Here is a 20,603-nt window from a genome sequence, read left to right on the forward strand (position 1 = left end):
AAAGCGCCCGCAGAGAACACAACAATGCATTGGATTACCTGGACTCAGTATGGCTTGCGGCTGATGGCATTCGCCATGATTTTCACAGGCGTTCATGCGGCGGACTTTGAGAAGCCCCCTTCTGCCAACCATGGATTTGTGTTCGTCACTTTGCCTGGCAGTGAACCCATCGATGCGCTGGTGTTGCGCTCAGTGGCCGACATGACGGACTATCGGCTCGCCAAGATTCCCAACCGCGAGGGCAAAACATTTGGACTGTGGTTGCCTGCGGGCGAGTACAAGATACAGAAGTGGCGCGACTCCTATTTAAAAGAGTACCCCAACCTTTCAGTGGCCCCAGGTCAACTGACCGACATGGGCAGCCTGGTACCGGTGCCGGTGGGTGATGGCCAGTTGGTGCTGCTGCCCCTGCGCAACGACGAAACACGGTCCAAAGCGCAGGCCACTGTGGCAGAACTTCAAGAAGCCCTGCCGTCAAAAGACATGCGCCCATGGGTTGTGGACCGCGTGCCCCCAGCCATTGCCGATTTCGTCGACGCCGACCCTGCCAATCGCTTTGGCCTGATTGGCGCGCTGCTCATGTACTACGAAGGCCGTGCCAATGCATCGCCCATCAGCAAGCAACTGCGTGCTACTACGGGTGTTGATGCGTTTCTGGCCTTGGCCAAAACTGCTACGCCACCGCTCACCCAAAAGCTGGTCGTCGATGCAAAAAGGCGCAGCTACTTTGGCGCCGCCTTGTGGCAGATCAGGGTGCGCGATACAGGCGGCGTTTGGGGCGCTCTGGACACCGGCTCCTTGCACAACGTGACAGCCGTGGCAGCATGGGAAGACACACTGCTGGCCGGTTTCGAAAACGGCGTGGTTCGCATGAGTACGGACGGCGGTTTGAGCTGGAAGCTGGTTGCAACTTTGGACCGCGGTGTTGCTATCACGGACATCTCGCGCATCGGCGACCAGTGGCTGGTGACTGCGGCCCGGGGTGTGGTGGTGCGCAACTTGTTTCGCAGTGTTGACCAGTTGAGCATTTACGTGGCCCGTGCTGCAGACTTGTCAGACATCGCCAAACAGCGCGAGTTGGCGGTTGAGGTCGAGCCCCTGTTGCGTCCGAGCGCCGTGGCCTACAAGAACTTCTATTTCGTCAACGCCTATCCCAAGCTGTGGCGACTGGACACTTCGACCATGCAGTGGAGTGCGGTGGGCCCCGACACCGATGTGCATGGCTTTCAAGTCACCCCCGGCAACGGCACTTTGGCCGCGTACCGCATCAAGGGCGGTTTCTCCAAGCTTTTTGTTTCAACGGATCTCGGGCAGAGCTGGACCAAATACGACAACCCGCCCTACGTCATCATGGACATTCGATTCACCAACGCCCAGGATGGACAGGCCGTCCGCTGGAATGCGGGCGCTTTCTCAGGGGTGATCGAGCTTCTGCAGTATGACCGGGCCAAAGACGCCTGGAGCAAATTTACCGACGCGCCTGCGGGCTGCAAAACCATGCTGCCCGATGTGTCGAACATCGCAAAGCTCTGCGTGACCCGTGGCGGCAATATTTTGAACTTTGCCGACGGCAAGTGGCTAGCCGAATTTGCGGTGGATTGATCCACGCAACACACAACAAAATAGGAAATTGACGTGATTATTTGGGGAAAGAAAATTGTCAGGAGTCACCTTGGCTATGCCGCGGACTTCTGTCCCGTTTGTGCATGCGCAAGGCCATTTGCGCTGAACCGCGTGGGGTCGGCGGGGCATCTCTATTTCATAGCTGTGGGCGATGGTGACCTGGTGGGTTATGAGCGTGCTTGCATGGTGTGTACGGTTGTGCTCAAAGCAAACCCCACCCAGTATGCTGAAGTGGCGACCCGCCCCAGCGCGATTCTGGACCTGGTGAAACAAACCTTTCCGAATTTGATACAGGTGTACCAAGAGCGTTTGACCCTGGAGCGTGCTATCCGGCTTGATCCCACGATGGTGAGCGACGCCAACAGACAAACGCTCCTCATGGAGCCTTTTCTTCTGCTATCGGTCAAAGTGTCAGAGCGCTTCGAGAATTCGGCGTTCAGCGCCAACACGGGCTTCCTGAAGAATGAAGTGCTGCCGATACTGGCTCGCGCCCTGCGCCGCTTGCGCCCCACAGAAGCGGAGTTGAAAACTGCGTTGACGCGTATGGTGCAAATGAAGGAACCCATAGGTTCCAAGATCAAACTGGCGGATCTGATGGCCGCACTTCAACAGCCGGCCTCGAACGATGCGGCGTTGGCACCTGCAAAAGCAGGAGGGCAAGCGCCGGTGCAGGTTGGGCACGCGGCCAAGCACCGCACTAATGCGGGAAAGCTGATGCGATGGTTGTCGTATTTCATCGCAGTGGGCGTGCTGGGTCTGGGCCTGTTGACACTTGTGCCCAGCGAAACCAAACAGGCACCTTCCGCGCTGTGGGTTATCTTGGCATTGGCAGGAATGGTCGGCTTTGCCGTCTACCGCGCGAGTGCAGCAGTCATGCAGGGATTGACCTGGGGGCGCACCGTGGGCAGCGCCTTTGGTGTGTTGCTGCTCTTTGGATTCCCGTTCGGCACAGCCTTGGGCGCGTACCTTCTGTGGTGCTTGGGGCTGAAGTGGACCAGCGCTGATTTGGCTTAAAGTTGTCAACCCAATAGCTATAGTATTTATAGCAATACAAGCATAATTCACGGGGGCTAGAGCCTCATTTGACTCAAACCTCTTTAGCAAATCACTCCACCCGCGTTACCGCGTTGGGCTTGAAGCCCAGGTCTGCCGCCTTGCCCTTGCGCCCACGTGCGGCGCGGGCGTTGTTGAGGCTGCGGATTTCCAGCGTCTCGTCGCGCTCTTTGCCACCGCGGCCAATGCCGTCGATGCGGATGCTGCGGGTATAGGCTGCCGCGCCGGCCAGGGTGTCTTTGGCTTCCAGATCAATCAGCATAAGACCACGGCCACCATTGGCCATGGACTTGAGTTCGCTGATCTCAAAGGTCAGGATGCGGCCACCGGTGGATGCACAGGCCACATGGGTGGCAACGGGCACCATGGCGGCTGGCGTGCCCGCCACCGTGACCTTGCCCTGTGCGCCCGATACCAGGGAGGGGCAGCACAGCGTCTCGCCATCGTTGACGGACACAAAGGCCTTGCCCGCCTTCTGGCGCGAAACCATGTTCTCCACTGTGGCCATAAAGCCGTAACCGGCTGTGCTGCTGAGCAGCAGCGTGGCGGCGGCCGGACCGGCAAAGTAGTACAGCAGTTGCGTGCCGCTTTCCAGCTCAATCAGCGTGGTGACGGGCTGGCCATCGCCCCGGCCACCCGGCAGCAGCGACACAGCCACCGAGTAGACGCGGCCGTTGGAGCCAAACACCAGCAGCGTATCGACACTGCGGCACTCAAAGGTGCCGTACAGGCCGTCGCCGGCCTTGAAGGCGAACGAGGTGGCCTCGTGGCCATGGCCGGTGCGGGTGCGCACCCAGCCTTTTGCGCTGACGACCACGGTGACGGGTTCGTCCACCACTTTGATTTCCAGCACAGCTTTTTTCTCGGCCTGGATCAGTGTGCGGCGCTCGTCGGCAAAGGTCTTGGCATCGGCCTCGATCTCTTTGACCATCAAGCGGCGCAGCGCTGCAGGGTTGCCCAGAATCTCTTCGAGCTTGCCCTGCTCGGTGCGCAGCTCCAGCAGCTCTTGTTCGATCTTGATGGCTTCCAGCCGGGCCAGTTGGCGCAGACGGATCTCCAAAATGTCTTCGGCCTGGCGGTCGCTCAGGTTGAAACGTGCGATCAATGCCGCCTTGGGCTCCTCGGCCTGGCGGATGATGGCAATGACCTCGTCGATATTCAGCAGGACGAGTTGGCGGCCTTCCAGAATGTGGATGCGGTCCAGCACCTTGGACAGGCGGTGTTGCGAGCGGCGCTCAATCGTTGTCTGGCGGAATGCAATCCACTCCAGCAGCATCTGGCGGAAGGATTTTTGGGTGGGCCGGCCATCCAGACCAATCATGGTCAGGTTGATGGGGGCAGATGTCTCCAGGCTGGTGTGGGCCAGCAAGGCGGTAATCAGCTCCTGCTGGGAGATACGCGAGGTCTTGGGCTCGAACACCAGACGCACGGTGGCGTCTTTGTTGGATTCGTCGCGCACCACGTCCAGCACCGACAGCACACTGGCCTTGAGCTGGGTCTGGTCTTGCGACAAGGCCTTTTTACCGGCCTTGACCTTGGGGTTGGTCAGCTCTTCAATCTCTTCCAGCACACGCTGGCTGCTGACACCGGGCGGCAGTTCGGTCACCACCAGTTGCCACTGCCCGCGGGCCAGGTCTTCGATCTTCCAGCGGGCGCGCACCTTGAGCGAACCACGGCCGGTGCGGTAGGCATCGGCAATGTCGCTGGCGCTGCTGATGATCTGGCCGCCACCGGGGTAATCCGGGCCGGGCACCAGGGCTGCAAGCGCATCGTCGGCCAGGGCTGGCGTCTTGATCAGGGCCACGCAGGCGTCGGCGATCTCGCGCAGGTTGTGGCTGGGGATTTCGGTGGCCAGGCCGACGGCGATGCCGCTGGCGCCATTGAGCAGGCTGAACGGCAGGCGGGCCGGCAACTGGCGCGGTTCTTCGGTAGATCCGTCGTAGTTGGGCTGAAAGTCCACCGTGCCCATGTCGATTTCATCGAGCAGCAGGCTGGTGATCTTGGCCAGGCGGGCCTCGGTGTATCGCATGGCAGCGGCGCCGTCGCCATCACGGCTACCAAAGTTGCCCTGGCCGTCGATCAGCGGATAGCGCTGCGAAAAGTCTTGCGCCATGCGCACCAGCGCGTCGTACGCTGCCTGGTCACCGTGGGGGTGGAAGCGGCCCAACACATCACCGACCACGCGGGCGCTTTTGACGGGGCGGGCACCGGTGTTGCCATTGGCCCCACCAAAGCCCAGGCCCATGCGCGACATGGAATACAAAATGCGGCGCTGCACGGGCTTTTGGCCGTCGCAGACATCGGGCAAGGCGCGGCCCTTGACCACACTCAGGGCGTATTCCAGGTAGGCACGTTGGGCGTAGGTGGCTAGATTCAGTTCGTCATCACCGCCATCACGGGGCGGCTCGGCGGTCAGGTCAAGAGTGGCTTGGTCGGTCATGGAAACTTGTTAATTCGACAATTCTGTAAGGGACTGTGCCGCCTTGGCGGTCTGGCCCGAGCCGATCACCAGATCGTGGGCGTGCAAGGGGTCGCGCCATGTCTTTTTGGCCTGGGCGTCTCCCTCTTGCGGGCTGCTCACGCCGTCCCATCGCAAATTGACATTGGCGCTGTGAAACTGGCCCTGCACACGGGCGCCTGTCGATGCCGCAGGGACAACCCCACGGGCCTGGGGATTGAGGCGCTGGTACAACTGCATGACGGAGCGCACGTAGTTCTGCGTTTCCTTGTAGTTGGGTATCTTGTTGCCCGCCCTTTGCACCGCGCCCTCGCCCGCGTTGTAGGCGGCAACGGCCAGCTCCAGCTGGCCGGGGAACATCTTGATCAAGTCGCGCAGGTAGCGCGCGCCAGTCTGGATATTGGTCTTGGGGTCGGTCAGCTTGGCGGATACCGTGCCGCGCTGGTCATTGGCCAAACCGTAGCGCTCTGCGGTTGCCGGCATGACCTGCATTAGACCGACCGCACCCTTGGGCGACACCGCTGTGGGGTTGAAGCGGGACTCGGTATGGATGACGGCTTGTAGCAGCGCCATATCCAACTGGTGGGCATCGGCCGCGGTGCGCAGATGGTCCTTGACGGCCATGAAACCGGGAGACACTTCAATGGCCGCCACGCTCTTGGCCGAGAACTCGGTTGTGCGGGCTTCCATTTGCCCGCTGCCAACAACCTCTGCGGTGTCCGCGCTGGACGCGGGCAGGCCGCGGAACATCAGCTGGTAACGTTTGTCGAGCTGGCTGGACGCAAAGTGTTTCACGCCCTTGGGATCGGTGTAGATCCACATATCGGCATAGGCCGCCTGACCTGCCAGCAGCACCAGACCGACCAACAGGTTTTGGAGTTTTGCAGCCATCACACGTCCACCTCGACCGAGTCGCCGTGCAACTCCATCAGTTCGCGCCGGGCGGCGGCCTCGCCTTTGCCCATGAGTTTGGTGATCAGCGCCTCGGTATCGCCAAAATTGATGGCGCCCAGTGTGACCGGCAGGAGGCGGCGGGTGTCGGGGTTCAGGGTGGTGTCCCACAACTGCTCGGCATTCATTTCACCCAGACCCTTGAAGCGGCTGATGCTCCACGCGCCCTCGCGCACGCCTTCTTTGCGCAATTTGTCGAGAATGGCGACTAATTCACCCTCATCCAGCGCGTACGCCTTGGAAGCGGGTTTTTTACCGCGCGCGGGGGCATCCACCCGGAACAAGGGTGGACGGGCCACAAACACGTGGCCGGTTTCGATCAGTTTAGGGAAGTGGCGGAAGAACAGGGTCAACAGCAGCACCTGGATGTGGGAGCCGTCCACGTCCGCATCACTCAGTATGCAAACCTTGCCGTAGCGCAGGCCGGACATATCCGGCGAGTCGTTGGGGCCGTGGGGGTCGACCCCGATGGCGACCGAGATGTCGTGGATTTCGGTGTTGCCAAACAGGCGGTCGCGGTCCACTTCCCAGGTATTTAAGACCTTGCCGCGCAGGGGCAAAATCGCCTGGTTTTCCTTGTCGCGGCCCATCTTGGCGCTGCCGCCCGCAGAATCACCCTCGACCAGGAACACTTCGTTGTAGGCAATGTCCTTGCTTTCGCAGTCGGTTAGTTTGCCGGGTAACACGGCCACACCAGAGCTTTTGCGCTTCTCCACCTTTTGGCCGGCTTTTTGTCGGCTTTGCGCGGCTTTGATCGCCAACTCCGCCAATTTCTTGCCGTAGTCCACGTGCTGATTGAGCCACAGTTCCAGCGCGGGGCGCACAAAACTGGAGACCAGACGCACGGCGTCACGGGAATTGAGTCGTTCTTTGATCTGGCCCTGGAACTGCGGGTCCAGCACCTTGGTGGACAACACATAACTAGCGCGGGCAAACACGTCTTCGGGCATCAGCTTGACACCTTTGGGCAACAGCGAATGCAGGTCGATGAAGCTTTTGACAGCGGTGAACAGGCCATCGCGCAGGCCGCTTTCGTGGGTACCACCGGCGCTGGTGGGGATCAGGTTGACGTAACTTTCGCGCACGGGTTGGCCGTCTTCGGTAAAGGCGACACACCAGGAAGCGCCCTCGCCTTCGGCAAAGTTGTCACTTTGGTTGTCTGCAAAACCTTCGCCTTCAAACAAAGGGATGACGGGGTCGCCAGTAAGCGTTTGTGTCAGGTAGTCGCGCAGGCCGCCTTTGTAGAGCCAAGTTTGGGTTTCTTTGGTTTTCTCGATCAGCAGCGACACGCTGACACCGGGCATCAACACCGCTTTGCTGCGCAGCAGGTGGGTCAGCTCGGCCATCGGCAGCGCGGCGGACTCAAAGTATTTGGCATCGGGCCAGACACGTACCGTGGTGCCGGATTTACGGTCACCCTCGCCCGTTTTGCGCGCTTCCAGCGCCTGGGTGACGTCACCGTTTTCAAAGACGATGGTGGCCACCTGGCCCTCGCGATATGAAGTAGCCTCCAGGCGCTTGGCCAGGGCATTGGTCACGCTGACACCCACGCCGTGCAGACCACCGGAGAAGCTGTAGGCGCCGCCCTTGCCCTTGTCGAACTTGCCACCGGCGTGCAGGCGGGTGAACACCAGCTCGATGACCGGCGCCTTTTCTTCGGGGTGCATGCCAAACGGGATGCCGCGGCCATCGTCTTCTACGGCGATGGAGCCATCCACATGGACGGTGACTTTGATCTTTTTACCGTAACCGCCCAGGGCCTCATCGGCCGCGTTGTCCAGCACTTCCTGGATGACGTGCAGCGGGTTGTCGGTGCGGGTGTACATGCCCGGACGTTGTTTGACGGGCTCCAGGCCTTTGAGGACCCGGATGGAACCTTCGGAGTATTCGGGGGTAGCTTTGACGGACATAGGGCGGTGATTGTAATCGCCACACCCTAACACAGCTGTATGCAAATACAGCCAGCAGGGAAAACGGCTTTGTGTTAACCCCAGCACCGCACCTTCGGATTGGCGACAATCTGCCAATGCACCACGCCCCCAAACCGCTTTCCACCGCCCAGGTATTGGCCTGCGGCGCCATCATCGTCACGCTGTCCATGGGTATACGCCACGGTTTTGGCCTGTGGCTGCAGCCCATCACCACCGCCCAGGGCTGGACGCGGGAGACCTTTGCCTTTGCGATCGCCATCCAGAATCTGGCCTGGGGCATTTCCGGCATTTTTGCCGGCATGGCGGCGGACCGTTTTGGGGCATTCCGGGTCATCATTGTGGGATCGCTGCTGTATGCACTCGGGCTGGTGGGCATGGCCTATGCCAGCACGCCCTTGCTGTTTTCCCTGAGTACGGGCGTGTTGATTGGCATGGCGCAGGCCGGTACCACCTATGCGGTGATCTACGGCGTGATCGGCCGCAATGTGAGTGCCGACAAACGTTCCTGGGCCATGGGGGTGGCTGCGGCAGCGGGCTCGTTCGGGCAATTTTTGATGGTACCAACCGAAGGCTTTTTGATCAGCCACTTTGGCTGGCAAGAGGCGCTGGTGATGCTGGGCGTGGCGTCGCTGCTGATGATTCCGCTGGCCTGGGGGCTTCGCGAACCGGCGTTTGGGGGTGCTTCTGCTGCACCCCGCGAGCAGACCATCACCCAGGCGCTGCGCGAGGCCTTCAAATACCCCAGCTTCCAGTTGCTGATGGCGGGTTATTTCGTCTGCGGCTTCCAGGTGGTATTTATCGGTGTGCACATGCCCAGCTATCTAAAAGATAAGGGCCTGTCGCCCCAGGTGGCCAGTTACGCACTGGCGTTGATCGGCCTGTTTAATGTGTTTGGCACCTACGCCGCCGGCGTGCTGGGCCAGAAGATGCAGAAGAAAAACATACTGGCCTTTATTTACTTCGCCCGCGCGGTGGCCATCAGCCTGTTTCTTCTGGCGCCGCTGACGCCCGCCAGTGTGTATGTGTTTTCCAGTGTGATGGGGCTGCTGTGGTTGTCCACAATTCCGCCGACAAATGCCACCGTGGCGCAGATTTTTGGTGTGGCGCATTTGTCCATGCTGGGTGGTTTTGTGTTCTTCAGCCACCAGATCGGCTCCTTCCTGGGCGTCTGGCTGGGTGGTTATCTGTATGACAGGACCGGCAGCTACGACATCGTCTGGTACATCGCCATTGCACTGGGTGTAGCGGCCGCACTGGTCAACCTGCCGGTGAAAGAGGCGGCCATCGTCCGGCCCCTGCCACGGGATACGGTCACGCCATGACGCTGCGCAAGCGCTTGGCTGTTGCAGCACTGGCCCTGGCCGTGTTGGCCGGGGTGTTTGTGCTGTACACCCGGCCAGACTTCATGGTGCAGATGGCCAACCAGGTGTGGGCCTGCTTTTGAACAGCCCCTCCCCTTGGGTTGAGCGCTGGTCGCATTTGCTGGCGCCTGGCACCACCGTGCTGGACGTGGCCTGTGGACCGGGCCGACACCTTGCCTGGTTTGCCGGGCGGGGCCACGCGGTCACGGGGGTTGACCAGGACATTGAACGGGCCCGCCAGCAGGTACCCAGCGCGGAGCTGGTGTGTGCCGACATAGAAGCCGGGGCCTGGCCGCTTCAGCGGGACGGGCAGATGCGCACATTTGGCGCGGTAGTGGTCACCAACTACCTGTGGCGTCCGCTGCTCGACAACATTGTGGGCAGCGTGGCGCCCGGGGGCATACTGTTGTATGAAACCTTCGCCGCGGGCAACGAGGCGTTTGGGCGCCCCAGCCGGCCCGATTTCCTGCTGCAACCCGGCGAACTGCTGCGCGCCTGCACCGCGATGGACGTGGTGGCGTACGAGCACGGTTACCTGCCCGATCCACCGCGGATGGTGCAACGCATAGCAGCGCTGAAGCCCGCTGCTGATGGGGCCAGGCCACCAGAATCGAAGCGCATTGCACTCTAGGTAAAATAGTTGATTACTGACCAAATGACCGACATGAACCAACCCCAAGGCCCCCTTACCGGCAGCATCGTCGCCCTGATCACACCCATGCAGGAAGACGGCTCCGTAGACTACCCGGCGCTGCGCAAACTGATCGACTGGCACATCGCCGAAGGCACGGATTGCATAGGCGTGGTGGGCACCACCGGTGAATCCCCCACGGTCAACGTCGAAGAACACTGCGAAATCATCCGTGTTTCCGTCGAACAAGCCGCCAAACGTGTGCCCATCATGGCCGGCTGCGGCGCCAACTCCACCGCAGAGGCTATAGAGCTGGCGCGTTTTGCCAAGAAGGTCGGCGCCGATTCGCAGTTGCAGGTGGTGCCCTACTACAACAAGCCGACACAAGAAGGCCAGTACCTGCACTTCAAGGCCATTGCTGAAGCCACCGGCGACCTGCCCGTCATCCTGTATAACGTGCCCGGCCGCTCGGTAGCCGATATGGCCCACGACACGGTCATGCGCCTGGCCCAGGTGCCTGGCATCGTCGGTATCAAGGAAGCCACCGGCAATATCGAACGTGCGCAGTGGCTGATCAAGGAAGCGCCCAAGGGTTTTGCCATTTATTCAGGGGATGACCCTACGGCAGTGGCCCTGATGTTGTGCGGTGGACATGGCAATGTCAGCGTCACCGCCAACGTGGCGCCACGACTGATGCACGAGTTGTGTGTTGCGGCCTTGGCTGGCAATGTGAAGCGCGCCATGGAGATCCAATTCCAGTTGCTGCCCTTGCACAAATCGCTTTTCGTAGAATCCAACCCGATTCCCGTCAAATGGGCTGCTGCCCGCATGGGTCTGTGCACAGACGCCCTGCGCCTGCCATTGACCCCGTTGACACAAGCCAATCAGCCGGCACTGGAGCGTGTGATGCGCGCCACCGGTCTGATCTAAGTTCCTGTTCCATTTCAAGGATTTCCGTGAACCCTTTCTTTAAATTGACGCTTGTCAGTGCAGCGATCGCGCTGTCAGCCTGTACCGTTCTAGAGTCTGACAAGGTGGACTATCGCAGTGCAGGTGGCGGCGTAAAGGCGCCCGCACTGGATGTACCGCCCGACCTGACCCAGCTGTCCAAAGACACGCACTATGCGGTGGTAGGCGGCACGGTTTCGGCGTCTGGTTTTAAGGCAGGTCAACCCGCCGCTGTGGCAACTGGCGCTCCTTCCGTTGCGGCCGTCACCATGGGCGATGTGCGCATAGAGCGTTCTGGCAACCAGCGCTGGCTGGTGGTCAACCGCCCCGCGGACAAGCTGTGGGACCCGGTAAGAGAGTTCTGGCAGGACAACGGCTTCCTCTTGGCCATGGACCAGAACACCCTGGGCATCATGGAGACCGACTGGGCCGAAAACCGTGCCAAGATCCCGCAGGACTTCATCCGCTCCTCGCTGGGCAAGCTGTTTGACTCGCTGTATTCGACCGCAGAGCGCGACAAGTTCCGCACCCGCCTGGAGCGCAACGCCAACGGCGAGACCGAAATTTTCATCAGCCACCGCGGCATGATTGAAACCGTCACCACCACATCTGCCAAAGAATCCGGCGGCACACTGTGGCAACCCCGCGCTGCAGACCCCGAACTGGAAGCCGAATTTTTGCGCCGCCTGATGGTCAAGTTGGGTGTTGCCGAGGCACAGGCCAAGACATTGGTAGCAGCCCCCACGATCACCAAAAAGAGTATTGCGTCGGTTTCCACCGAAAACGGACAACCCGCCGTGCGTATTGAAGAGGGCTTTGATGGCGCGTGGCGCCGTGTGGGTCTGGCACTGGATCGCACAGGCTTTACGGTAGAAGACCGCGACCGCAAGCAAGGTATCTACTTTGTGCGCTACGTGCCCCCGAACGCCGAAAACACCGAGCCCGGTTTTTTCAGCAAGTTGTTCAGCAGCAGCAAGGCTACCGACGCGGCCAAATTCCAGATCGCTGTACGCAGCGTGGCCAATGTGACGACGGTGTCCGTGCTCGACGCCAAGGGTGCACCAGAGACTTCGGTCAGTGCCCAGCGTATTGTCAAAGTCATCGCGGACGACATCAAATAAGCAAAACGAGCCGCATCCTGGCGGGCTTGAACAGCCCTTTCAGGGTGTGACAGGCGAAAAAAAAGCCACCGAACGGTGGCTTTTTTGCTGGGCGCTCGATTTAGCTCTTTGCTGGCTCGGAAGCAGTAGCAGATGCTGGAGCGGCAGGAGCCGATGCGTCAGCAGCAGGAGCGGAAGCAGCAGGTGCAGCAGGAGCTGGAGCGGCGACAGGAGCGGGAGCAACTACTGGAGCAGGAGCTTCTTCTTTCTTACCGCAAGCAGCCAAGGCAGCGGCAGCGATAACGGCTGCCAAGACGAGTGATTTGTTCATTTTTAAAAACTAGAGTGAGTTAACGAAACAATTTTCGGAAATTGTCAAAGCAGCGCGCCGCCCAGACTCAGACAAAAAGCATTCGATCTCTTTTTGCCTAACCGGCGAGTATACAGGATAGTCCCTCTATACACGGGAAAACCCTCTATACCGTGGCTATAAACCCAAAGTTGTTGCCGAAAATCCAGGTGAACTTTGGCGCCGGCATTCGTCAAGCTCTTCCTTGAGCAGCACCCGCCGTGCCGGTTCCAGGTCCGCCACACCGGTGCTACGCACCAAATCGAGGCGCCGCATGGCCCATTGTGGGCTCCACAGAGCACTGGGCATTTCACTGGCGTCAATATTCTTGCAAACCCGGCACTCAATGATGTGGTCCCACGTCTTGCGCCAGGTGACAAAGCGGGGTTGGTAACGGATGACAGAGTCGTAACTGCGTGCTAGGAGCACCAATTGACGGCCGCTTCCGGCCCAGGCCTGCAAGGATTCGGAAACGGCACGCTCTCCGAGCGGCCATTCTTCAAAATTCGCATCGCTCCAAACCATGGACGGCCAGTTTTCTTGCGCTGCGCGCGCCAAAGCGGCCCGAATGGTCTGCGCAAACGCCTTGGGCCCGCTGAATGGGCCCTTCAGCACCTCACCACCACTGTCTTCACCGGTTTCAGTTGTCGCCATGGATCCACCCCGCTTCCAACCAGTCTTGCACCAATTCACGGGCCGGTGCACTCAGCCGTTTGACGCTAGTTGCGCCTAAAACCCGTTCATCGGCAAGCAAACGCATCAATTGTGCGTCCCGCCCAGAGGCCAGGAAACTCTCGCCGTTGATAAACACATGTTTGGCGTCATAGGCCATGCGGGTGCGCCGGTCCAGAACCAAACCGGCGTCCGCCTCGCCCGTGGCTTCCGCGTCGAACAGGACATGCCCCTTGGGCTCGGTCAGATACTCGCCCAATATCCGTTGGAGGGCAAGCGGGTCGCGCAGTGCATCTTCCAGAGCCTTGCGGGCGAACGCGACGAGTGTGTCGGGAATCTGCCCGGCCTGGGCCACTGCCGCCTGTTTGGGATCGGCATACAAGCCCTCACCCACGGCATCTCCCGCATCTTCGGCCAGACGCTGCAAAAGCTCGCCAGCCAATTCTGATCGACTGGGCGCCCTGAAACCTATGGAATAGGTCATGCACTCGCCCTCTGCAATACCGTCGTGTGCGTAACGGGGCGGAAGATACAGCATATCCCCCGGATTGAGCACGAACTCCATTTCAGGCTCAAAGTGGGCCAGTATCTTCAGCGGCATGCCAGGCTGCAGGCTCAGGTCTTTTTGTTTGCCAATACGCCAGCGCCGCTGGCCATGGGCCTGCAACAAAAACACGTCGTAACTGTCGAAATGCGGTCCCACACCGCCGCCGTCGGTGGCGTAGCTGACCATCACATCGTCCAGACGCGCATCGGGCACAAAACGAAACTGGTTCATCAGCGCGTGCACGCGTTCATCGAGCAGGTCCACACCCTGCACCAGCAGCGTCCAGCCAGTCTGTTTGAACGGGGGCAGGGCCTTGCGGCCAAACGGCCCGTGTTTGAAACGCCAAGGCTGTTTGCCACCCTCGCTGGCCTGCACCACCAGGCGCGACTGCACCTCTTCTTGCGCCGCCAGGTCGAGCAAATCGCTGCGGTCCAACGGGGGGACAAAGCCAGGAATCGCCTGGCGGATGACCAAGGGCTTTTTTTGCCAATGGCGTTGCATAAAGGTCTTGGGTGCAAGCCCGCCCAGGAGCTGCAGAGGTGTATCAATGTTCATGGGACAATTCTGCCCTATGGAAATCACTGAACAATGCGTCGTTGCCCTCACCTGGACGCTGAAAGACACTTTGGGCGAGGAACTGGACGTTTTGGACGAGCCAGTGGAGTTTTTGGTCGGCGGCCACGACCTGCTGCCCGTGATCGAAACGGCGCTGCAAGGCCACGGTGTGGGTGCCAGCTTGCAACTGCAGATCGAGCCCGAACAGGCTTTTGGTGACTTCAACGACCAGTTGTTGTTTCTGGAGCCCCGCCACCTGTTTCCGGCGGATCTGCAGGAAGGCTTGACCATGGAAGGCAGCGCCCTGCCCGAAGGTTGCCATGCCGATGCCCCGAAAGACGCGCTGTACACCATCACCGACATCTACCCCGACCACGTGGTGCTCGACGGCAACCACCCACTGGCCGGCATTGCCATCCGCATCAGCCTGAAGGTGGAGGCCGTGCGCGACGCGACAGAAGAAGAAATCGGGCGCGGCAGCTGCGGCACTGGCTTCTTCAAGCTGCAGGTTGGGCACACAGAAGACGATGTGCACGCAGACCGAACGCTGCACTAGAATCTCTTAGGCAAAACCCACCTCTAGCCCCCGTCGGTATTCAGTGTATTGCTATTGTTATGATAGCAATGTGCAGATAGCCTCAGTGCTTGCCGGTCGAGCCATAACCGCCCGCACCGCGCTCCGAGGCCACAAAGTCCGCCACGATGTTGAACTGCGCCTGCACCACCGGCACGATGACCAGTTGCGCAATACGCTCCATGGGCTCTATCGTGAAGGCCACATCACTGCGGTTCCAGGCGCTGACCATCAGCTGGCCCTGGTAGTCGCTGTCGATCAGCCCGACCAGATTGCCCAGCACGATGCCGTGTTTGTGGCCCAAGCCCGAGCGCGGCAATATCAGCGCGGCATACGCCGGGTCTTGCAGGTAGATGGCCATGCCGGTGGGCACCAGTTGCCACGCATTGGGCGCCAGCGTTAATGGCTCGCTCAGGCAGGCCCGCAGGTCCAGCCCGGCGCTGCCCGGCGTGGCATAGGTCGGCATCTGCTCGTTCAGGCGGGTATCAAGAATTTTGACGTCAATCTTCATTTTTCAGTGTTGGGTTACAGGGGGAATACGGCCGGCAATCTCGGTTATGAGTTGCCGGGCCAGCGCGAGTTTGTTGTTGTGGGGCAGTTCGCGGGTGCCGTTGGCGTCCACCAGCAACATGGCATTGTCGTCCTTGCCAAAAGTGGCCGGACCAATATTGCCGACCAGCAGTGGCACGCCCTTGCGGATGCGCTTGGCCGTGGCGTGTGCCAGCAGGTCATGGCTTTCCGCAGCAAAGCCCACGCAGAACAATGCGCCACTTTGCGCGCGTGCAGACTGAGCAATCGTGGCCAGGATGTCGGTGTTCTCCACAAATGACAGGGTGGGCGTCTGGCCGGAACCGTCCTTCTTGATCTTCTGGTTGGACGCCTGCGCAGGCCGCCAGTCCGCCACCGCCGCAGTTGCTACGAATACGCTAGCGGCTTGTGCACTCGCCACGCAGGCTGCGAGCATATCGGCCGCAGACTGCACGTCGATACGCTGCACACCACGCGGGGTGGGTAGCGACACTGGCCCCGCCACCAGCGTGACCTGCGCACCGGCCTCCTGCGCCGCACGCGCAATGGCGAAACCCATCTTGCCGCTGGACCGGTTGGTGATGCCGCGCACCGGATCAATGGCTTCAAAGGTAGGCCCGGCCGTCACCAAAACGTGTTGGCCCGACAGGGGCTTGGGCTGAAAGAATGCAATAACGTCTTGCAGCAATTCCTGCGGTTCCAGCATACGGCCATCACCGGTTTCACCGCAGGCCTGGAAGCCACTGCCAACACCTAGAATCGAGGCGCCGTCCGCCGCCAGTTGAGCCAGGTTGCGCTGGGTCGCGGGGTGGGCCCACATCTCGCGATTCATGGCGGGTGCGACCAGCAGCGGCACGGTGTCGATGGGCCGGGCCAGGCACATCAGGCTCAACAAATCGTCGGCTCTGCCATGCAGCAACTTGGCCATGAAATCGGCACTGCAGGGGGCGATCAAAATAGCGTCAGCCTCGCGGCTGAGGTTGATATGCGCCATGTTGTTATCGGGGCGGGCGTCCCATTGTGAATCGAAAACCGGGCGGTTGCTCAGTGCTTGCATGGTCACGGGTGTGATGAACTGGGCGGCGGCCTCGGTCATCACGACCTGCACGGTAGCGCCCTCTTTGATCAGGGCCCGGCACAACTCGGCCGCCTTGTAACAGGCGATGCCGCCAGTAAGGCCCAGGACGATGTGTTTTCCAGCGAGGTCGTTCATGGGGGGCAATGTAGCAGAGCGCGTCTGGTTTGCGAGACCGGATGAGATGCTAGGCGCGGGCCACCGCAAAGGCTGGTGCCTTTGCAAGGTTCGCAACGCCGCAGATCGCCGGTATCGCAAACCTGACACGTATAATCTCGCTTTACCACCTCCCTGAGCCTACAAGCTCCCCCTGACATGACCAAATTTGTCTTCGTCACCGGCGGTGTGGTGTCTTCCCTTGGCAAGGGAATCGCCTCAGCCTCCCTCGCTGCGATACTGGAATCGCGGGGCCTAACAGTCACCCTGATCAAGCTGGACCCCTACCTCAACGTCGATCCGGGCACCATGTCACCCCTGCAGCACGGTGAAGTTTTTGTCACCGACGACGGCGCAGAAACGGATCTGGATTTGGGCCACTACGAGCGTTTCATCGAAACGCGCATGCGCAAGGCCAACAACTTCACCACCGGCCAGATCTACAAAAGTGTGCTCGACAAAGAGCGCCGCGGCGACTACCTGGGCAAGACCGTGCAGGTCATCCCCCATGTCACCAATGAAATCCAGGAATTCGTCAAACGCGGTGCGCGTTTTGGCGAGCCTGATGCGGTGGATGTAGCCATTGTCGAAATCGGCGGCACCGTGGGTGACATCGAGTCCCTGCCCTTTCTGGAAGCCGTGCGCCAGATGAGCCTGAAACTCGGCCCCAACAACAGTGCTTTTGTGCACCTGAGTTATGTGCCGTGGATTGCGGCTGCGGGTGAACTGAAGACCAAACCCACACAACACACGGCCAAGCAGTTGCGCGAGATTGGCATCCAGGCCGATGCCTTGTTGTGCCGCGCCGACCGCCCGATTCCGCACGAAGAACGTTCCAAGATCTCACTGTTCTCCAACGTACCCGAATGGGGCGTTATATCGATGTGGGATGTGGACACCATCTACAAGGTGCCACGCATGTTGCACGAGCAGGGCTTGGACGGCCTGATCTGCGACAAGCTGCGTCTGAACACACCACCCGCGAACCTCAAACGCTGGGACGATCTGGTCTATGAGACCGAGCACCCGCAAGGTGAAGTCAGCATCGCCATGGTCGGCAAGTATGTGGACCTCTCCGACAGCTACAAATCGTTGAACGAGGCGCTGCGCCATGCTGGCATGAAAAACCATGTCAAGGTCAGCATCGACTACATCGACTCTGAAACCATCACCCCCGACAGCGTTTCGCGTCTAGCCAAGTTTGATGCGGTGCTGGTGCCCGGTGGTTTTGGCAAACGCGGCATTGAAGGCAAGATTTGCGCGGCCCGTTTTGCCCGTGAAAACAAGGTGCCTTACCTGGGCATCTGCCTAGGGATGCAAGTGGCCACTATCGAGTTCGCCCGCCATGTGGCTGGCCTTAAAGATGCCAACAGCACCGAGTTTGAGCCCGACTGCGCCAACCCCGTCATCGCGCTGATCACCGAGTGGAAAGACGCCGACGGCACGATCAAGACGCGCAACAAAAACTCCGACCTGGGCGGCACCATGCGCCTGGGCGCACAAAGCTCCGATGTGGCCAAGGACACGCTGGCGCACGAGATTTATGGCGACGTGGTCACCGAACGCCACCGCCACCGTTACGAGGCCAATGTCCATTACCTGGATGGGCTGCGCAAGGCCGGTCTGGTGATTTCTGCGCTGACCCAGCGCGAGCAGCTGACCGAAATGGTGGAGTTGCCCAAGGCCACGCACCCCTGGTACATCGGCGTGCAGTTTCACCCCGAGTTCAAGTCCACGCCCTGGAACGGCCACCCACTGTTCAACGCCTTCATCAAGGCCGCGCTGGACCACCAGACTGCGGGCAAAAACTTAAAGGCGGTTGCTTAACATGAAGCTTTGCGGATTCGATATCGGACTGGAACACCGCTTCTTTTTGATCGCAGGACCCTGCGTTGTCGAATCCGAGCAATTGCAGATGGATGCCGCCGGGACGCTGAAGGAAATCACCTCCAGCTTGGGCATTCCTTTCATTTTCAAAAGCAGTTTTGACAAGGCCAACCGAACCAGCGAAACGGCCTACCGCGGCTTGGGGATGGAAAAGGGCCTCGAAATTCTTGCCAAGGTCCGGCGCGAGATAGGCGTCCCCGTTCTCACCGATATCCACCGCGAAGACCAGATCGCCCAGGTCGCACCGGTGGTGGACGTGTTGCAGACGCCAGCCCTTCTGTGCCGGCAGACCGATTTCATCCACGCCGTGGCGTTGTCCGGCAAGCCCGTGAACATCAAGAAGGGGCAATTCATGGCCCCCGGCGACATGAAGAACGTCATCGTCAAAGCGCGCGCCGCTGCGAAAGCCGCTGGCCTCTCCGAAGACAACTTCATGGCCTGCGAACGGGGTGCCAGCTTTGGCTACAACAACCTGGTCAGCGACATGCGCTCGCTGGCCATCATGCGTGACACCGGCGCCCCCATCGTGTTTGATGCCACGCATTCGGTGCAGTTGCCAGGCGGACAAGGCACCAGCAGTGGTGGAGTTCGCGAAATGGTGCCCGTGTTGGCGCGCGCCGCCGTTGCGGTGGGCGTCGCAGGCCTGTTCATGGAAACCCATCCTGACCCGGCCAACGCGCTGTGTGACGGCCCCAATGCCGTCCCCCTCAAACACATGAAGGCGCTGCTGGAAACCCTGGTCGCGCTGGACCATGTGACCAAAAAGAATGGCTTTCTGGAGAACCATTTTTCTGCCTGACCTGCGTGGTTACCAGCTGAGAACAATCGGCACGGCCGACGGCTCCAGCGCAGCAAGCCATGCAAAAATCGCCCGCAACCGTTTTTTTAACTTAGGAAATAAAGCATGAGTGCCATTGTTGATATCGTAGGCCGCGAGATTCTGGATTCGCGCGGTAACCCAACCGTTGAATGTGATGTGTTGCTGGAATCCGGCACCATGGGCCGCGCCGCAGTGCCATCCGGCGCATCGACCGGTAGCCGCGAAGCCATTGAGCTGCGCGACGGCGACAAGAAGCGTTACCTGGGCAAGGGCGTGCTCAAGGCCGTGGAACATATCAACACCGAGATCTCCGAGGCCGTGCTGGGCCTGGATGCTTCTGAGCAAGCCTTCCTGGACAAGACCCTGATCGACCTGGACGGCACCGACAACAAGAGCCGCCTGGGTGCCAACGCGATGCTGGCTGTGTCCATGGCCGTGGCCCGTGCCGCCGCCGAAGAGTCCGGCCTGCCCCTGTACCGCTACTTTGGCGGCATGGGCCGCATGTCCATGCCCGTGCCCATGATGAACGTCATCAACGGTGGTGAACACGCCAACAACAACCTCGACCTGCAAGAGTTGATGATCATCCCCGTGGGCGCACCGAGCTTCCGCGAAGCCCTGCGTTACGGCGCCGAAGTGTTCCACGCGCTGAAGAAAATCCTGCACGACAAGGGCATCAGCACCGCCGTGGGCGACGAAGGTGGTTTTGCCCCCAACGTGGCCAACCACGAAGCGGCCATCCAGATGATTCTGGAAGCGATTGACAAAGCCGGTTTTGTGGCTGGTGAACAAATCGCCCTGGGCCTGGACTGCGCAGCATCCGAGTTCTACAAGGACGGCAAGTACCACCTGGAAGGCGAAGGCCTGACCCTGAACGCCGAAGAGTGGACCAACATTCTGGCCACCTGGGTCGACAAGTACCCCATCATCAGCATCGAAGACGGCATGGCCGAAGGCGACTGGGATGGATGGAAACTGCTGACCGATCGCCTGGGCAAGAAGGTGCAGATTGTGGGCGACGACCTGTTCGTCACCAACACCAAGATCCTGAAGGAAGGCATTGACAAGGGCATCGCCAACTCCATCCTGATCAAGATCAACCAGATCGGCACGCTAACCGAAACCTTTGAAGCCATCGAGATGGCCAAGCGCGCGGGCTACACCGCCGTCATCAGCCACCGCTCGGGCGAAACCGAAGACTCCACGATCGCCGACATCGCTGTGGGCATGAATGCGGGTCAGATCAAGACCGGTTCGCTGAGCCGCTCGGACCGCATGGCCAAGTACAACCAGTTGCTGCGCATAGAAGAAGACTTGGGTGATGTGGCCAGCTACCCTGGCCGCGCCGCGTTTTATAACCTCAAGTAAAACACGGCGAAACCTT

18 protein-coding genes are annotated in these 20,603 nt (G+C 60.2%); 11 read left to right on the forward strand and 7 right to left on the reverse strand.

The window, feature by feature from the left end:
- The first annotated feature begins 24 nt into the window (after positions 1-24).
- Together HZ993_RS07000 and HZ993_RS07005 are read left to right on the forward strand one after the other, a co-directional pair.
- Positions 25-1,602 carry a hypothetical protein gene (locus HZ993_RS07000; protein ID WP_209396528.1) on the forward strand — a complete coding sequence of 526 codons (1,578 nt, stop codon included), beginning with the start codon at positions 25-27 and terminating at the stop codon, positions 1,600-1,602.
- A 33-nt stretch (positions 1,603-1,635) separates the two neighbouring features.
- Positions 1,636-2,637: a hypothetical protein gene (locus tag HZ993_RS07005; RefSeq protein WP_209396529.1), complete on the forward strand. Its 1,002-nt coding sequence runs from the start codon at positions 1,636-1,638 to the stop codon at positions 2,635-2,637.
- A gap of 91 nt (positions 2,638-2,728) precedes the next feature.
- Here the strand turns inward: HZ993_RS07005 and parC are convergent, their stop codons facing one another.
- Genes parC through HZ993_RS07020 form a run of 3 tightly spaced genes read right to left on the reverse strand, consistent with a single transcriptional unit; the run spans position 2,729 to position 7,995 of the window.
- Positions 2,729-5,116, reverse strand: coding sequence for a DNA topoisomerase IV subunit A (gene parC / locus HZ993_RS07010; RefSeq protein ID WP_209396530.1), 2,388 nt, complete (start codon positions 5,114-5,116; stop codon positions 2,729-2,731).
- A 9-nt stretch (positions 5,117-5,125) separates the two neighbouring features.
- The gene (locus HZ993_RS07015) at positions 5,126-6,025 is read right to left on the reverse strand and encodes a lytic transglycosylase domain-containing protein (RefSeq protein ID WP_209396531.1); all 900 of its coding nucleotides are present in this window, start codon (positions 6,023-6,025) and stop codon (positions 5,126-5,128) included.
- Positions 6,025-7,995, reverse strand: a complete 1,971-nt coding sequence (locus tag HZ993_RS07020; protein ID WP_209396532.1) for a DNA topoisomerase IV subunit B — start codon at positions 7,993-7,995, stop codon at positions 6,025-6,027. The genes HZ993_RS07015 and HZ993_RS07020 overlap by 1 nt, the downstream gene beginning before the upstream one ends.
- Before the next feature lie 116 nt (positions 7,996-8,111).
- Here HZ993_RS07020 and HZ993_RS07025 point away from each other — a divergent pair, with 116 nt between their 5' ends.
- Genes HZ993_RS07025 through bamC form a run of 5 tightly spaced genes read left to right on the forward strand, consistent with a single transcriptional unit; the run spans position 8,112 to position 12,077 of the window.
- On the forward strand, positions 8,112-9,338 hold the full coding sequence (locus HZ993_RS07025) for an MFS transporter (RefSeq protein WP_209396533.1): 1,227 nt from the start codon (positions 8,112-8,114) through the stop codon (positions 9,336-9,338).
- Positions 9,335-9,460 (forward strand): hypothetical protein, encoded by a 126-nt coding sequence (locus HZ993_RS24745; RefSeq protein WP_256440972.1) that lies wholly within the window; start codon positions 9,335-9,337, stop codon positions 9,458-9,460. The genes HZ993_RS07025 and HZ993_RS24745 overlap by 4 nt, the downstream gene beginning before the upstream one ends.
- Positions 9,457-10,008 carry a bifunctional 2-polyprenyl-6-hydroxyphenol methylase/3-demethylubiquinol 3-O-methyltransferase UbiG gene (locus tag HZ993_RS07030; protein ID WP_245213852.1) on the forward strand — a complete coding sequence of 184 codons (552 nt, stop codon included), beginning with the start codon at positions 9,457-9,459 and terminating at the stop codon, positions 10,006-10,008. Before HZ993_RS24745 ends, HZ993_RS07030 begins: the two co-directional genes overlap by 4 nt.
- A gap of 33 nt (positions 10,009-10,041) precedes the next feature.
- Positions 10,042-10,938, forward strand: a complete 897-nt coding sequence (dapA, locus tag HZ993_RS07035) for a 4-hydroxy-tetrahydrodipicolinate synthase (protein WP_209396534.1) — start codon at positions 10,042-10,044, stop codon at positions 10,936-10,938.
- Positions 10,939-10,964: 26 nt separating this feature from the next.
- Positions 10,965-12,077, forward strand: a complete 1,113-nt coding sequence (gene bamC / locus HZ993_RS07040; protein WP_245213853.1) for an outer membrane protein assembly factor BamC — start codon at positions 10,965-10,967, stop codon at positions 12,075-12,077.
- 466 nt (positions 12,078-12,543) lie between these two features.
- Here the strand turns inward: bamC and HZ993_RS07045 are convergent, their stop codons facing one another.
- Complete coding sequence (locus tag HZ993_RS07045) at positions 12,544-13,059, reverse strand: hypothetical protein (RefSeq protein ID WP_209396536.1); 516 nt, start codon at positions 13,057-13,059, stop codon at positions 12,544-12,546.
- A complete protein-coding gene (locus HZ993_RS07050) occupies positions 13,046-14,179 on the reverse strand; it encodes a cupin domain-containing protein (protein ID WP_209396537.1) in 1,134 nt (377 codons plus the stop codon). Before HZ993_RS07050 ends, HZ993_RS07045 begins: the two co-directional genes overlap by 14 nt.
- Positions 14,180-14,195: 16 nt before the next feature.
- On the opposite strand from HZ993_RS07050, the gene HZ993_RS07055 reads away from it, so the two are divergent.
- Entirely contained in the window at positions 14,196-14,735 is a 540-nt protein-coding gene (locus HZ993_RS07055) for a peptidylprolyl isomerase (protein ID WP_209396538.1), read from the forward strand.
- A gap of 82 nt (positions 14,736-14,817) precedes the next feature.
- Here HZ993_RS07055 and dut read toward each other — a convergent pair whose 3' ends face one another.
- Both dut and coaBC read right to left on the reverse strand, forming a co-directional pair.
- A complete protein-coding gene (gene dut / locus HZ993_RS07060) occupies positions 14,818-15,264 on the reverse strand; it encodes a dUTP diphosphatase (RefSeq protein ID WP_209396539.1) in 447 nt (148 codons plus the stop codon).
- A 3-nt stretch (positions 15,265-15,267) separates the two neighbouring features.
- On the reverse strand, positions 15,268-16,494 hold the full coding sequence (gene coaBC / locus HZ993_RS07065; RefSeq protein WP_209396540.1) for a bifunctional phosphopantothenoylcysteine decarboxylase/phosphopantothenate--cysteine ligase CoaBC: 1,227 nt from the start codon (positions 16,492-16,494) through the stop codon (positions 15,268-15,270).
- 177 nt (positions 16,495-16,671) lie between these two features.
- Here coaBC and HZ993_RS07070 point away from each other — a divergent pair, with 177 nt between their 5' ends.
- From HZ993_RS07070 to eno, 3 genes are all read left to right on the forward strand, one after another.
- Positions 16,672-18,339 (forward strand): CTP synthase, encoded by a 1,668-nt coding sequence (locus tag HZ993_RS07070; protein ID WP_209396541.1) that lies wholly within the window; start codon positions 16,672-16,674, stop codon positions 18,337-18,339.
- A 1-nt stretch (position 18,340) separates the two neighbouring features.
- A complete protein-coding gene (gene kdsA, locus HZ993_RS07075; protein WP_209396542.1) occupies positions 18,341-19,198 on the forward strand; it encodes a 3-deoxy-8-phosphooctulonate synthase in 858 nt (285 codons plus the stop codon).
- Positions 19,199-19,303: 105 nt separating this feature from the next.
- On the forward strand, positions 19,304-20,587 hold the full coding sequence (gene eno / locus HZ993_RS07080) for a phosphopyruvate hydratase (RefSeq protein WP_209396543.1): 1,284 nt from the start codon (positions 19,304-19,306) through the stop codon (positions 20,585-20,587).
- Positions 20,588-20,603: the final 16 nt, after the last annotated feature.

This window comes from Rhodoferax sp. AJA081-3, from assembly GCF_017798165.1.
Taxonomy (GTDB): domain Bacteria; phylum Pseudomonadota; class Gammaproteobacteria; order Burkholderiales; family Burkholderiaceae_C; genus Allorhodoferax.

Bases quoted from the DNA above. Each gene is read 5' to 3' on its own strand.
- HZ993_RS07000 (WP_209396528.1), top strand. From the start codon at position 25: ATGCATTGGATTACCTGGACTCAGTATGGCTTGCGGCTGATGGCATTC.
- parC (WP_209396530.1), bottom strand. From the start codon at position 5,116: ATGACCGACCAAGCCACTCTTGACCTGACCGCCGAGCCGCCCCGTGAT.
- HZ993_RS07015 (WP_209396531.1), bottom strand. From the start codon at position 6,025: ATGGCTGCAAAACTCCAAAACCTGTTGGTCGGTCTGGTGCTGCTGGCA.
- HZ993_RS07020 (WP_209396532.1), bottom strand. From the start codon at position 7,995: ATGTCCGTCAAAGCTACCCCCGAATACTCCGAAGGTTCCATCCGGGTC.
- HZ993_RS07025 (WP_209396533.1), top strand. From the start codon at position 8,112: ATGCACCACGCCCCCAAACCGCTTTCCACCGCCCAGGTATTGGCCTGC.
- HZ993_RS24745 (WP_256440972.1), top strand. From the start codon at position 9,335: ATGACGCTGCGCAAGCGCTTGGCTGTTGCAGCACTGGCCCTGGCCGTG.
- dapA (WP_209396534.1), top strand. From the start codon at position 10,042: ATGAACCAACCCCAAGGCCCCCTTACCGGCAGCATCGTCGCCCTGATC.
- HZ993_RS07045 (WP_209396536.1), bottom strand. From the start codon at position 13,059: ATGGCGACAACTGAAACCGGTGAAGACAGTGGTGGTGAGGTGCTGAAG.
- HZ993_RS07050 (WP_209396537.1), bottom strand. From the start codon at position 14,179: ATGAACATTGATACACCTCTGCAGCTCCTGGGCGGGCTTGCACCCAAG.
- HZ993_RS07055 (WP_209396538.1), top strand. From the start codon at position 14,196: ATGGAAATCACTGAACAATGCGTCGTTGCCCTCACCTGGACGCTGAAA.
- dut (WP_209396539.1), bottom strand. From the start codon at position 15,264: ATGAAGATTGACGTCAAAATTCTTGATACCCGCCTGAACGAGCAGATG.
- coaBC (WP_209396540.1), bottom strand. From the start codon at position 16,494: ATGAACGACCTCGCTGGAAAACACATCGTCCTGGGCCTTACTGGCGGC.
- HZ993_RS07070 (WP_209396541.1), top strand. From the start codon at position 16,672: ATGACCAAATTTGTCTTCGTCACCGGCGGTGTGGTGTCTTCCCTTGGC.
- kdsA (WP_209396542.1), top strand. From the start codon at position 18,341: ATGAAGCTTTGCGGATTCGATATCGGACTGGAACACCGCTTCTTTTTG.
- eno (WP_209396543.1), top strand. From the start codon at position 19,304: ATGAGTGCCATTGTTGATATCGTAGGCCGCGAGATTCTGGATTCGCGC.